Genomic DNA, 12,921 nt, shown 5'->3' with positions numbered 1-12,921 from the left:
GGGTTATTTGTTAAGCACTTCTGTAAAGCTTAGTCATTACAAATTCTCTATGACCTAAAGCTTCAGCACAAGTTAACCTTCCATTAGCTGTTCTAATAGTTGCTTTAATTAGTTCATCACCAGCTTGATCCAAATTCATTTCTCTAGAAAGTATTTTAGAAACATCACAGTCAATATGTTCTTTCATACTGACCGCCGTTAATGGATTAGCTGTTAATTTTACAACTGGCTCAATTGGGTTTCCTATAATATTTCCTTGTCCTGTTGGGAATAAGTGAATATTAAAACCACCTGCAGCTTGTAATGTAACACATTCTGCTGCAGCTGAAGAAGTATCCATAAAATATAATCCCGGACCTTTTTGCGGTTCTTCAGCAGGTGTTAAAACATCTACGAATTGTCTTGATCCTATTTTTTGAAAATTTCCAAATGCTTTTTCTTCAATTGTAGTCAGACCTCCTGCTATATTCCCAGCAGTGGGTTGACTTTCTGATAAATCATCTGTTGCTTCTTTTAAAATGAAATCATTGTATTCATTCCATGTTTTTTTAAACTTCTCTTGTGCTTCTGGAGTTTTACCTCTTTTTTCACAAACAGTTTCAGCACCTGTAAGTTCTGAAGTTTCACCAAAACATAAATGAACTCCTAATGGTTCTAATTTATCCATTAAATTTCCAACTGTTGGATTGGATGCAAGACCTGAAGTAGTGTCAGACTCTCCACATTTTACTGAAATCCAAAGATCACTTATTGGACATTCTTCTCTTTGCTTTTCAGATGCCCACATTGAAAATTCTTGAGCTTTTTTTGAAGCTTTCATGATTGTTTCAATGTCACCAGCACCCTCAATACTAAAACCTTCAACAGGTTTTCCAGTTTTTGCTACTTCATCAACAATTCTTTTAGTCCATTTAGGCTCAATACCTATAATTATAGCAGCAGCAACATTTGGATTTTTTGCTGTACCTATCATTGTTCTAAAATGTAATTCTAAATCAGCACCAAACTGCAATCTTCCATACGAGTGAGGTAATGCAATTGTGCCTTTGATATTGTTTGCGACAGCTTCAGCACAAGCATTTGAAATATCATCAACAGGCAAAATGATTACATGATTTCTTGTTCCAGCTCTGCCATTTTCTCTTTTATAACCTAAAAAACTTTTTGGGATTTCCATATTACTACCACTTCTTTGTTTTGACGTTGTGAACATGTACGTGTTCACCTTTTTTGATTGATTTGACTACTTTACCAATATCATGACCATATTTAATAATAGTGTCACCTTCATTTAAATCGCTCATAGCAATTTTGTGTCCTAGAGGGATTTCATCTTCAGATTGAATGTTAACTGTCTTGTCATTTTCCATAATCCAGCAAGAGCAGTCCTGTTTCGGAGTGATTTTTTCAATAACAACTACTCCCACGTTGTCTTTTTCGTCGTGTATAATGATGTCTGTAGCCATAATGTTGTGTCGAATTGTTTGTTTGAATTTTAAAAAATCTTATATATTAATCGCGAAAATTGACAAACGAATTTTATAAATTCTTAATAATTATACTTTAGAGGGGTTCTAGTCTTATGACAAAAATGACAACAGAAGAAGCTTTTGTAAAAGTTTTACAAATGCATGGTATCGAGCACGCTTTTGGAATTATTGGTTCGGCTTTTATGCCAATATCAGATATTTTTCCTGATGCAGGAATTACTTTTTGGGATGTAGCCCATGAAACAAATGGTGGTTTAATTGCTGATGGTTACACAAGAGCTACAGGCAAAATGTCTATGGTTATTGCACAAAATGGACCAGGAATAACAGGACTAGTAACTCCAATTAAAACAGCATATTGGAACCACACACCTTTATTGTTGGTAACACCACAAGCTGCAAACAAAACTATGGGCCAAGGTGGATTTCAAGAAGTAGAACAAATGAACCTATTTAAAGATATGGTTTGTTATCAAGAAGAAGTTAGAGATCCATCAAGAATGGCAGAAGTTCTTAATAGAGTAATCGAAAAAGCTATAAGAGGTTCAGCTCCAGCACAAATAAACGTTCCAAGAGATTATTGGTGTCAGGTTATTGATATTGATTTACCACCAATTGTAAGATTAGAAAGACAAGGTGGAGGTAACGACGCCGTATCTAAAGCTGCTGATTTATTATCTAATGCAAAATTTCCAGTAATACTTTCAGGTGCTGGTGTTGTTATTGGTGGAGCTATTGATGCTACTAAAAATCTTGCTGAAAAATTAGATGCACCAGTATGTTCTGGTTATCAACATAACGATAGTTTTCCAGGAAGTCACCCACTAGCAGTAGGACCTTTAGGTTATAATGGTTCTAAAGCTGCAATGGAATTAATTTCAAAAGCTGATGTTGTTTTAGCACTAGGTACAAGATTAAATCCATTTTCAACCTTACCAGGATATGGAATTGATTATTGGCCAAAAAATGCAAACATCATTCAGGTAGATATTAATCCTGATAGAATTGGTTTAACAAAAAAAGTAACAGTTGGAATTAGTGGTGATGCAAAATTAGTTGCAGAGCAAATTTTAGCAAAACTATCTTCAAATGCTGGAGATACTGATAGACAAGCTAGAAAAGATTTAATTCACCAAACAAAATCTGCATGGTTACAAAAACTTTCAAGTTTAGATCATGAAGATGATGATGAAGGAACGGTTTGGAATAAAGAAGCTAGAGAAAGAGATGCAGACAGAATGTCACCAAGACAAGCTTGGAGAGCAATTCAATCTGGTATGCCTGATGACGTAATTATTTCAAGTGATATTGGAAATAACTGCGCAATTGGTAATGCTTACCCCACTTTTGAAAAACCAAGAAAATATTTAGCCCCAGGTTTATTTGGACCTTGTGGTTATGGATTTCCATCTATACTTGGTGCAAAAATTGGTTGCCCTGATACTCCAGTTATTGGTTTTGCGGGAGATGGAGCTTTTGGAATTAGCATGAATGAAATGAGCTCATGCGCTAGGGAAGAATGGCCTGCAATTACAATGGTAATTTTCAGAAATTATCAATGGGGAGCAGAAAAAAGAAATACTACTCTATGGTTTGATAACAATTTTGTTGGAACTGAATTAGATCCTGAATTAAGTTACGCTAAAGTTGCTGATGCATGTGGTTTAAAAGGTGTAACTGTTAGAACAATGGAAGAAACAACAAATGCAATCAAGCAATCTTGTGAAGATCAAAAGAAAGGAATTACAACATTTATAGAAGTAATTCTAAACCAAGAGCTTGGAGAACCATTTAGAAGAGATGCGATGAAGAAACCGGTAAGAGTTGCTGGTATCAACAAAGCAGATATGAAAAAACAACCTTCATTAAACTCTTAAAATCTTTTAAAAATTTATCAATTATCGTAAAGTCACTTCATGGAAGTGACTAACGATAATTGCTGTAGTTGGATTAATGACCTTAATCCAAGAACAAACATCAATTCTCTTCTATCAAACGATGAGTGTGATTGGTTAATAATAGGAGCTGGTTATACAGGTCTATCAGCTGCAAGAAAATTAGGTCAAATAAATTCAAATTTAAAAATTATACTAGCAGATGCCCAACTAGCAGGTGAGGGTGCTAGTGGAAGAAATTCTGGTTATTTGGTTGATACAACTTTGAACGATGGTTTTACATCAAATAAAGAACTACAAAATTACAAAAAGAAAGCTGATATTTATTCATTAGGAATAGATGTAGTAAAAAAATTTATTAAAGAAAATCAAGTAGATTGTGATTGGAATGAATGCGGTAAATATTTTGCTTCATCAAAAATTGAAGATAAAAAAATTTTAGAAAATTTTTCAAGTACATTGTCTAAGTTAGGCTTTGAACATAGTTTATTTGGAAACAAAGAATTGTCTGAAAAATTAGGTACTAGTTTTTATAATATCGGACTTTACACAAAGGGTGGTATTCTAATACATCCAGGAAAATTAGTTAGAGCAATGGTTGATGCTCTTCCTGCTAATGTTTTTTTGTATGAAAATTCTTGTTTATTAAATTGGACTAAAAATAAAGATTTCATTTTTTGTAATTTCAAAAATGGAAAAATTAAAACAAAAAATATTATTTTTGCTACGAATGGTTTCTTGAAATCACTAGGGATAAAATCAAATTATAACTTTCCCATTACTTTAACTGCGAGCATGACAAGGAGATTATCTGATGAAGAATTTAAATCTATTGGTGAACCAAAAGAATGGGGTGTACTGCCTGTAAGGCCAATGGGCGCAACAATTAGAATGACAAAAGATAGAAGAATTTTAATAAGAAATACAGCAGAAGTCCACAATCCATTTGGTATGTCAAATTCCACTCTTAAAAAAAGATCTTTCAATCAGAAACTTGGAATACAAAAAAGATTTCCACAATTACCTAGTGATATAATCAAATCATCTTGGTCTGGAATAGTATCAAGAACAAGGAATAGTTCTCAAATATTTGAAAAAATTGATAGTAATATTTTTGCTGCTGGTTGTTATAACGGTTCAGGTATTGGTGTAGGAACTTTATTTGGTGAACAAATTGCTCTTAAAGCGATTAATGAAAGTACTAGTGAAATAAAAACAATAGAAGCGAGGAATAAACCTACTTGGTTACCACCGCAACCATTTTTAAATTTAGGAATAAAAACTAGATTAGTTTATGAACGTTTGAGAGCTAGATCAGAAATCTAATTGGTTCTAATTCTTTGATTTATCACAAGAACAGCACCAATGATTAAAATCGGAAGACCCATTATTAGATCATATTGCCATTCTAAATTTTCAAATATTGTTGAAATAATTAATGCTAAAACGGGCATTACAACACCAACATAACCAGCTCTTCCGGGTCCAACTTTTTCAAGTAACTTTAAATAAGATACAAAAGCAAATATTGAACCAAAAATTGAAAGATAAAGCAGTGAAGAGATGTAGCTAAAACTAGTTTCAAATAATAATTCAGCTCCTCTAAATTTTGTAATTATCAGTGTAACAATTGAACCATAAAACATAGCATATGCTATTGTTTGTATTGGAGGAAAATTATTGTTTAAGTTTCTTTGGTGAACCATATTACCTGTTGATGCACTAAATGTTCCAATCAAAGCTAGAAACAATCCTATATGGGTTCCTTCTCTGAAACTAAAATTGAAAATTTCATCATTGAAAATGATCAAAATGCCCACCATACCAATTGAAGCTCCGATTAAAGTTTTTAAAGAAGGTTTCTTTTTAAAATAGAAGGTTTCCCCAACTATATTCATTATTACCACAGTTGAAAATACAATTGCTGGAAAAGCACTAATCAAATAAGTGTTAGACAAATAGAAAAAAACATAATTTACCGAATACAAACAAATTCCAAAAAACAAAAACCAAAAATGCTGATTAATTGAAAATTGTAATTTTTCTTTTTTAATTATTAAAAAAATAAAAATTATAAATGAAGCTATTAAAAATCTATAAAATACAGATACCAGTGGATCAACATAGCCTAATTGAAATTTAATTAGATACCAGGTGGGTGACCAACAAAAAAGAGTGATTATAAAAAGAATGATATTATTCATGATTAGTTAATTTTTCACACGTATTCTATGAATAAAATTATCCTTATGATTATAATATTATGAAATAACTGCTCTTACAGATCCAAGTTTATCAATTTTTGCTGTATATGTTCCTTTTTTTATAATAGGCACAACCCCAACTGTGGATCCTGTGAAAACATAAAAATCTTTGTCTAAATTAATTTTATCTTTTTTAACCTTATTTAAAACAAATCTTAATGAATTTATTGGATTTACATAAACAGCATTTGTGTTTCCATTTACACTTTGCTTAGCTTTTTTATTTGAAATATTTGTTTTTAAATTACCTATGTTAATTTTTTTAAATTTTTTCTTTTGACCAATCAAAAATTTAATATTACCTCCAAAGTCACTACTTAAATCTCCAAAAGAAGTAATACCTTTTCTTTTTTGCCTATATCCAACTACTTCGATACACGGTGCCATGTGCGAAATATATTTAGTAACGTTACTATTTGTGAGTTTACCTTTTGAAGTGAAAAAAGTTTTTTTGATTAAATAACAAACTTCAAGTTCAATCCCTAAAGCATATTTATTTATTTTTACTTTCTTTCCACTTTTTATTAAGTTTTTTTTGAAAACAGATGCAATAAAAGGCTCTTTTTCTTTTAATTTTTTCATTAACGGAATGCCAGTTCCACCAGCTTTAAAACCTATTGTTGGATCTTTTATTTTGCTTTCACATAATTTTCTAAATTTGTCTGCTTCAATAAGTTTTTTTGTAAATTTGCCAGGTATTGGAGAAATAATTTTATTATTTTGAAAAGCATTAACTAATTTATCAGAAATTTTATCTCTAAGTATTTTTGTCATAAGAATTTTTAATTTATTTTTTTGATGTTTGATTAATAACAAATATTCCTGAAGTTGTAATTATTATTGCACCTATAATAGTAAATAAATCTGGAACATCATCATAGAAGAAAAATCCAAAAATTATTGCCCAAAAAATTAAAGTATAATGAAATGGTTGTATTATGCTAGCTCTTGCATTTTTAAGTGCTAATATTTGGAAATATATACCTAATGAAAAAAATAAACCAATCGGCACAAAGAAATATAAAGAATTAAAATTAACAGGTTGCCAAAAATTAAATGCCATTATTGAAGTTATAACAATCCCAACTAAAGAAGAGTAGAACAAGGATACTTCAGGAGCATCATATTCAGTTATTTTTTTTGTTGCGATTTGATAAAGACCCAGAAAAAAAGCTGCTAGCAATGGAATAAAAGAATTTACACTAAATACATCAGACGCAGGTCTAATAATTATCAAAACTCCAATAAAACCCATAAAGATTGCTATCCAAGTTTTGATTGATACTCTCTCATTTAAAATAAATACAGATAAGACAACTATGATTATAGGTGCTAGTGCACCTATGCTATGAGCGTTGGCTAAAGACAAGTGTTTAAAAGATAAAACAAAAAAACCAGATTCTAAAATAGATAACAGACTTCTTATTATTTGAAGTTTTAAATTATTAGATCTATAAAAATTAGTATTGTTAGCTCTTTTTGCTTCTATCAATCCTAACAAAAGCACAAAAGTATATTTGATAAACAACAATTGAAATATAGAGTAATGAATAACCGCAGTTTTCTGAATTGCATCAAGGATTGAAAATGAAAAGTAAGCAATTATTGCAAATATAATTCCTAGTGTTTCTCTTGATTTAAATTTCATTTTTTTTGTTTTAATTTTATTTCAAGTTGTTATTGATTAATTCAAACTGACATGGATTTTGTATTACTATATTTCGTTATAGCAAGTTTTTTAATAGTGATAGTGCCTGGCCCCACTGTTAGTCTGATAATTGCTAATTCTTTAAGATCTGGTGTAAAAGCAGGATTATTAAATGTTTTTGGTACTCAAATTGGCGTTTTAATTTTGTTATTTTTATTAGCACTTGGATTTGAGATAGTTTCTCCTTTTCTAGAAGTGATCATTAATTATGTAAGAATTCTAGGTTCAATTTATTTAATTTCACTTGGAGTAATTACAATTAAGTCAGATATTGATTTAAACAAAACTCAAGTAACTAGATTTGAAAAAAAATATTTTCTGCAAGGATTAATAGTGATTTTAACTAATCCAAAAATATTTTTGTTCCTTGGTGCATTTATTCCTCAATTTATTAATATAAATGAACCTGTTAGCTATCAGATAATTTATTTTGGAATTATCTTTATAATTGTAGCTACAATATTTGATAGCTCATATGCATTTGTATTTGGCAAGTTTAGAGAATTCATAGCATCAAAATATTTAAAAGTTTTAAATAAAATTGGTGGATTCATATTAATTCTTGTTGGTATTTGGATGTTTTTTTATTAATTTTCCAAAACAGACATTGGGTCCAATCTAGTTTGAAACCAATTAATTCTAAAATCAAGATGAGGTCCAGTTGATCTACCTGTCGATCCTACAGTTCCAATTACATCTCCTTGATTAATTAAATCTCCAACAGAAACTAAAACATTTTCCAAATGTGAATATATAGTTGATATACCATGACCGTGATCCATAATTACTGTACCACCGGTGTAATATAAATCATCTTCAGCCATTGTAACTTTTCCTGAGCCAGATGATTTAATCATTGTCCCTTGTTTTGCTGCTATATCAATTCCATAATGTGGCCATCTAGGTTTACCGTTTAAAATTCTTTGACTCCCATATACACCACTAATTATTCCTTCAACAGGCATTATAAACTTTTGCTTAAAAAACTGTAAATCAGAATTAATTGCTCTTGCTTCACCAATTGCATTATTTTCTTTTTTTATTCTTTTATAGACTGACTCAGGTGGGGTTACTTTGCTTTCTTCTAAGCCATCTATTCTTTGAATGTTATATTTTCTTTTTAAAACTTTTTTTGTTATTGTAGTTTTTTTTCCATCAAAGATTTTTGTAAAAATAAGATCATATTTTCGATCTCTATCAATACCAAAAACAAAAAAACCATCTTTTGATACTCTTACTTCTTTTTTTCCAACTATTATTTTAGCATCAGGATTTGTTTTCCCTAAAATAAAATGGCCTTGTAAGAATTTACCTTGAAATTCTATTGCGTTTGCAGTTGAAAAAAAAAAGAAAAATATTAATAAAAATCTATTTATTACTGAGCTGTCCATCCACCATCTATTATAATTGATGTTCCAGTTATCATTGAAGAAGCGGGTGAGGCTAAGAAACAAACTGTTGTTGCTACATCACTTTCAGTTGCTGCTTTTCCCATTGGAATATTTCCAAGTGCTAGTTTTTTAAATTTTTTATTTTTAAAGAAATTTTTAACCATTGGAGTTTCAACAAACGTAGGAGCTACTGTGTTAACTCTTATATTTCTTTTAGCCAACTCTACACCCATACCTTTTGTTAAACCTTCAATCCCAAATTTAGTCATATTGTAAACATTTCTCCCACCCATACCAACATGACCTAATTGAGAAGACATATTAATAATAGAGCCAGTTCTCTTTTTATTTTTAAGCATTTTCTTAACTACTAATTGTGCAACATTAAATGCAGCTTTTAGATTTAAATCTACCAAGTAGTTCATACTTTTTTGTTTAATTTTTTCAAAAGGTTCAGGAATATTAGTTCCAGCATTGTTTACTAACACATCAATAATTTTGATTTTTTCTAATTTTGCTTTTAGATCTTCATAATTCATTACATCACAAGGAACTTTAATTACTTTTCCTTTAATTTTTTTAATATCTTTTTCTAATTTATTTAAATCAGATGGAGTTCTGCTTAATGCTATTACTGTTGCTCCAGCTTCAGCTAGTGCAATAGAACAAGCTCTCCCTAGTCCTTTACCAGCACCAGTAACTAGTGCGTACTTATTTTTAAGATTAATTTTTTGAAGATACATTAAAAGAATATTATTTTAATATCTGTATAAATCAACTCAACAGCTACTATTAATATTGCTAATAACCCAACCCATGCAATCCATTTGTATTTTTTTATCCATCCAGAAATTAATGTGGCAGCAGTTGCCATTAAAACAATCGATAGAACCAATCCAAATACAAGTAATCCATAATGATCACCTGCAGCACCAGCAACACCCAAAACATTATCTAAACTCATTGTGAAATCAGCAAGTAAAACCGTCCAAATTGCTTTTAAAAAGCTTGAGTTATCTACTTTTATATCTTCATCTGAATCTGATCCATTGATTACATCAACATAAAGTTTGTAGACAATATAAAGAAGTAAAATTCCACCAATAAGTCTCAGTCCAGTAATTTGTAACAAATAAGCTGTTAGTAACGTTAATATTATACGTAATATTACTGCACCACCAATTCCCCAAAATATAACCTTCTTCCTTTGCTCAACAGGAAATTTTGAAGCTACCATTCCAATTATAATGGCATTGTCACCAGCTAGTACTAAATCAATAAAAATAATTTGTGTTAAAATAGCAATTTGTTCGGGAGTAAAAAATTCTGCAAACATTATTGTTGTAGTATCATGTCAGCACCTTTTTCTGCAATCATAATCGTAGGTGCGTTAGTATTTCCTGAAGTAATGTTAGGCATTATCGATGCATCAATAACTCGAAGATTTTCTATTCCTCTTACTTTTAATTTTTCATCAACTACTGACATCTCATCTTGACCCATTTTACATGTACCAACAGGATGAAAAATTGTTTGTGCAAAATTTGATGCTTCTTTTACCAATTCCTCGTCATCATCAATATGAATACCAGGTCTATATTCCTCAGGTGTATATTTCTTAAAAGTTTCAGATTCCATTATAATTCTTCTTGTCAATTTTAATCCTTTAGCAGCAATCATTCTATCGTGATCGGTTGATAGGTAGTTTTGTTTTATTTTTGCGTAAACACGGGAGTCTTTATCAACAATACTTACGTGACCTCTACTTGTAGGTCTTATATTTGAAACAGTTGGAGTAAAAGCGTGAAAATCATGATTTTTTGTAGCTCCCAAAGTATCCATACTCATTGGTTGTACGTGCCATTGTAAATCAGGTAATTCTAAAGAAGGATCACTTTTTGCAAACATACAAAGTTGGCTTGCACCCATAGTCATTGGACCACTTCTTTTAAAAACATACTCTAATCCGATAAGCAAATTTCCAAACAAGCTATTAATTTTTTTATTAAGAGATTTTAAACCGTTAATTTTATAAATAGGTCTTAACATTAAGTGATCGTGTAGATTTTCACCTACACCATTTAAATTATGAACCATATCAATTCCTAATTTTTTTAGTTTTTCTGGATTTCCAATTCCTGATACTTGCAATATTTGAGGAGAACCAATTGCACCAGAAGAAACTATAACTTCTCTATTTGCTTCAGCTGTTTTCAATTCATTATCTTGCCAATACTCAACTGATTTTGCTTTTTTATTTTCAAAGTTAATTTTTTTAACATGAGCGTGGGTAATAATTGTTAAATTTTTTCTATGCTTAATAGGGTTTAGATAACCAACAGCAGTACTGCATCTAAATCCATCTTTTTCAGTTACTTGAAAATAACCACAGCCATGATTGTCTCCTGTATTAAAATCTTTTGTTTTTGGTACACCAAATTCCTCAGCAGCGTTTTGAAACTCATCTAAAAGAGGAAGGTGTATTCTTTGATCTGAGACAGAGAGAGGTCCACCAACTCCATGATATTCACTTTTACCTCTTTCTTGATTCTCTGCTTTTATAAAATAGGGCAGAACATCATCCCAACCCCAGCCAGTATTTCCAAGCTGTCTCCAAATATCATAATCTCTATGTTGTCCTCGTATATATAAAAGTCCATTGATAGAAGAGCTTCCTCCTAAAGTTTTTCCACGGGGATAACGTATTGAAATATTATTCATGCTTTCATCTGGTTCTGTCTTATAGCACCAGTCAGTATTAGGATTGTGCATCGTTTTAAAATAACCAACTGGAATATGGATCCATGGGTAATTATCTTTACCTCCAGCCTCAATTAAAAGAACTTTGTGTGAAGAGTTTTCTGATAGCCTATTTGCTAAAACACAGCCTGCAGATCCAGCTCCTAGTATAATAAAATCAAAATTATTCATAAATTAGAACTCTTATAAATTAAAAAAATTATATTTCTAACTAATCTGTTAAAAATTTTAAAATATACCAATATTAACACTTGTTTTAGTTTTCATTCTTTGACAAAGTTTCGACTTTAAAAATAAAGAGAGGGAAACAAATGAAAAAAATCATTTCAATGTTATTTGCAGTTGCAATGGTGTTTGGATTTATTTCAAATGCTAATGCTGCAAAAACACTAAAATGTCAGACAGTTCTTAACACAAAAGCTGATGAAGTTAAGATGTTAAAGGACTTTACTGACACAGTAACAGCGTTAACTGGTGGATCTCTTAAGTTTGAAATTATGCCAGCTGGAGCTGTTGTTGGTGTAAAAGAAACTTTAGATGCAGTTGACAAAGGCCTAATCGATTGTGGTTTCGCATGGACTCACTATTGGTCAGGTGACCATCCTGCAGCTATGCTATTCGGTTCTCCAGTAGCTGGTGGTGGTGTTGGTATTGACAACATTGCATTCTTATCATGGTTTCAGTATGGCGGTGGAAAAGAGTTATACGACAGACTATGGAAAGAAATGGGAAGAGACATCAAAGGATTTATGATTCAACCAGTTGGACCAGAAGCTTTAGGTTGGTTTCCAAAACCAATTAAAGATATGGCTGACTTTAGAAAATATAAGTTCAGAACTCCTCCAGGAATTCCAGGACAAACATATAAAGACATCGGTATCGCATCTGTAGCTATGGGTGGTGGAGATATTCTACCAGCTTTAGAAGCAGGAACAATTGATGCTGCTGAATGGTGTTGTCCAAAACCAGACTTAACGTTTGGTTTCCAAAAAGTATTAAAGCACTACTACCTACAAGGTTTACACCAAGTAGTTGTAAATGCTGACTTTTATATTACTGGAAAAACATACAACGCTATGAGCGATCATGAGAAGAAGTCTCTTGAAGTTGCAGCTAATGCATCATTAGCTAAATCTTTAAGTTACAGAATCTATGAAAATGGTAAAGCTTTAAGAGAGCTTACCGAAGTTCATGGAGTTAAATTAGAGGACACACCTTCTGATTACTTCACAGAATACATGGCTGCAGCTAAGAAAAGTTTGGAAACAAACGCTGCAAACAATGCATTCTTTGCAGAAGTATGGGACTCTATGAAAGAATTTGCTGATATAGCAGTTCCTTTCTGGAGTGGTGCTCAAATGTCTAATGCGAAGCTAGGAATGGCTCACGCAGCAACATTAAAGTAATCCAATA

13 protein-coding genes are annotated in these 12,921 nt (G+C 31.3%); 4 read left to right on the top strand and 9 right to left on the bottom strand.

All coding sequences use genetic code 11. The annotated features are described in order from the left end of the window. Nucleotides 1-10: 10 nt before the first annotated feature. Together VP90_RS01815 and VP90_RS01810 are read right to left on the bottom strand one after the other, a co-directional pair. A complete protein-coding gene (locus tag VP90_RS01815) occupies nt 11-1,177 on the bottom strand; it encodes a UxaA family hydrolase (RefSeq protein WP_075506613.1) in 1,167 nt (388 codons plus the stop codon). 4 nt (nt 1,178-1,181) lie between these two features. Further along, nucleotides 1,182-1,466 (bottom strand): UxaA family hydrolase, encoded by a 285-nt coding sequence (locus VP90_RS01810; RefSeq protein ID WP_075506614.1) that lies wholly within the window; start codon nt 1,464-1,466, stop codon nt 1,182-1,184. Between the two features lie 116 nt (nt 1,467-1,582). Here VP90_RS01810 and xsc point away from each other — a divergent pair, with 116 nt between their 5' ends. Then, on the top strand, nt 1,583-3,367 hold the full coding sequence (gene xsc, locus VP90_RS01805; protein WP_262589343.1) for a sulfoacetaldehyde acetyltransferase: 1,785 nt from the start codon (nt 1,583-1,585) through the stop codon (nt 3,365-3,367). A 39-nt stretch (nt 3,368-3,406) separates the two neighbouring features. Further along, nucleotides 3,407-4,711, top strand: a complete 1,305-nt coding sequence (locus VP90_RS01800; protein WP_262589342.1) for an NAD(P)/FAD-dependent oxidoreductase — start codon at nt 3,407-3,409, stop codon at nt 4,709-4,711. Here VP90_RS01800 and VP90_RS01795 read toward each other — a convergent pair. From VP90_RS01795 to VP90_RS01785, 3 genes are read right to left on the bottom strand one after another with little or no spacing between them, the layout of a single operon-like run. Continuing rightward, nucleotides 4,708-5,589 carry a DMT family transporter gene (locus VP90_RS01795; protein ID WP_262589340.1) on the bottom strand — a complete coding sequence of 294 codons (882 nt, stop codon included), beginning with the start codon at nt 5,587-5,589 and terminating at the stop codon, nt 4,708-4,710. The genes VP90_RS01800 and VP90_RS01795 overlap by 4 nt on opposite strands. 57 nt (nt 5,590-5,646) lie before the next feature. Beyond that, nucleotides 5,647-6,423, bottom strand: a complete 777-nt coding sequence (locus VP90_RS01790) for a fumarylacetoacetate hydrolase (RefSeq protein ID WP_262589339.1) — start codon at nt 6,421-6,423, stop codon at nt 5,647-5,649. A 13-nt stretch (nt 6,424-6,436) separates the two neighbouring features. Further along, the gene (locus VP90_RS01785) at nt 6,437-7,297 is read right to left on the bottom strand and encodes a DMT family transporter (RefSeq protein WP_262589337.1); all 861 of its coding nucleotides are present in this window, start codon (nt 7,295-7,297) and stop codon (nt 6,437-6,439) included. A 51-nt stretch (nt 7,298-7,348) separates the two neighbouring features. On the opposite strand from VP90_RS01785, the gene VP90_RS01780 reads away from it, so the two are divergent. Further along, nucleotides 7,349-7,948: a LysE family translocator gene (locus VP90_RS01780; RefSeq protein ID WP_262589335.1), complete on the top strand. Its 600-nt coding sequence runs from the start codon at nt 7,349-7,351 to the stop codon at nt 7,946-7,948. Here VP90_RS01780 and VP90_RS01775 read toward each other — a convergent pair. From VP90_RS01775 to VP90_RS01760, 4 genes are read right to left on the bottom strand one after another with little or no spacing between them, the layout of a single operon-like run. After that, the gene (locus VP90_RS01775; RefSeq protein WP_262589332.1) at nt 7,945-8,748 is read right to left on the bottom strand and encodes a M23 family metallopeptidase; all 804 of its coding nucleotides are present in this window, start codon (nt 8,746-8,748) and stop codon (nt 7,945-7,947) included. The two genes, VP90_RS01780 and VP90_RS01775, sit on opposite strands and share 4 nt — an antisense overlap. Next, nucleotides 8,733-9,491: an SDR family NAD(P)-dependent oxidoreductase gene (locus VP90_RS01770; protein ID WP_262589330.1), complete on the bottom strand. Its 759-nt coding sequence runs from the start codon at nt 9,489-9,491 to the stop codon at nt 8,733-8,735. The genes VP90_RS01775 and VP90_RS01770 overlap by 16 nt, the downstream gene beginning before the upstream one ends. After that, nucleotides 9,491-10,084, bottom strand: a complete 594-nt coding sequence (locus VP90_RS01765; RefSeq protein ID WP_262589329.1) for a TerC family protein — start codon at nt 10,082-10,084, stop codon at nt 9,491-9,493. Before VP90_RS01765 ends, VP90_RS01770 begins: the two co-directional genes overlap by 1 nt. Beyond that, the gene (locus VP90_RS01760; RefSeq protein ID WP_262589328.1) at nt 10,084-11,679 is read right to left on the bottom strand and encodes a GMC family oxidoreductase; all 1,596 of its coding nucleotides are present in this window, start codon (nt 11,677-11,679) and stop codon (nt 10,084-10,086) included. The genes VP90_RS01765 and VP90_RS01760 overlap by 1 nt, the downstream gene beginning before the upstream one ends. A gap of 140 nt (nt 11,680-11,819) precedes the next feature. On the opposite strand from VP90_RS01760, the gene VP90_RS01755 reads away from it, so the two are divergent. After that, the gene (locus tag VP90_RS01755) at nt 11,820-12,914 is read left to right on the top strand and encodes a TRAP transporter substrate-binding protein (protein WP_262589327.1); all 1,095 of its coding nucleotides are present in this window, start codon (nt 11,820-11,822) and stop codon (nt 12,912-12,914) included. Nucleotides 12,915-12,921: the final 7 nt, after the last annotated feature.

Origin of the sequence: Candidatus Pelagibacter ubique HIMB140 (assembly GCF_025558165.1) — a bacterium.
Lineage (GTDB): Bacteria > Pseudomonadota > Alphaproteobacteria > Pelagibacterales > Pelagibacteraceae > Pelagibacter > Pelagibacter ubique_T.
Note: the sequence above shows the minus strand (reverse complement) of the source record. Positions and strands in the feature narration are given on the sequence as shown.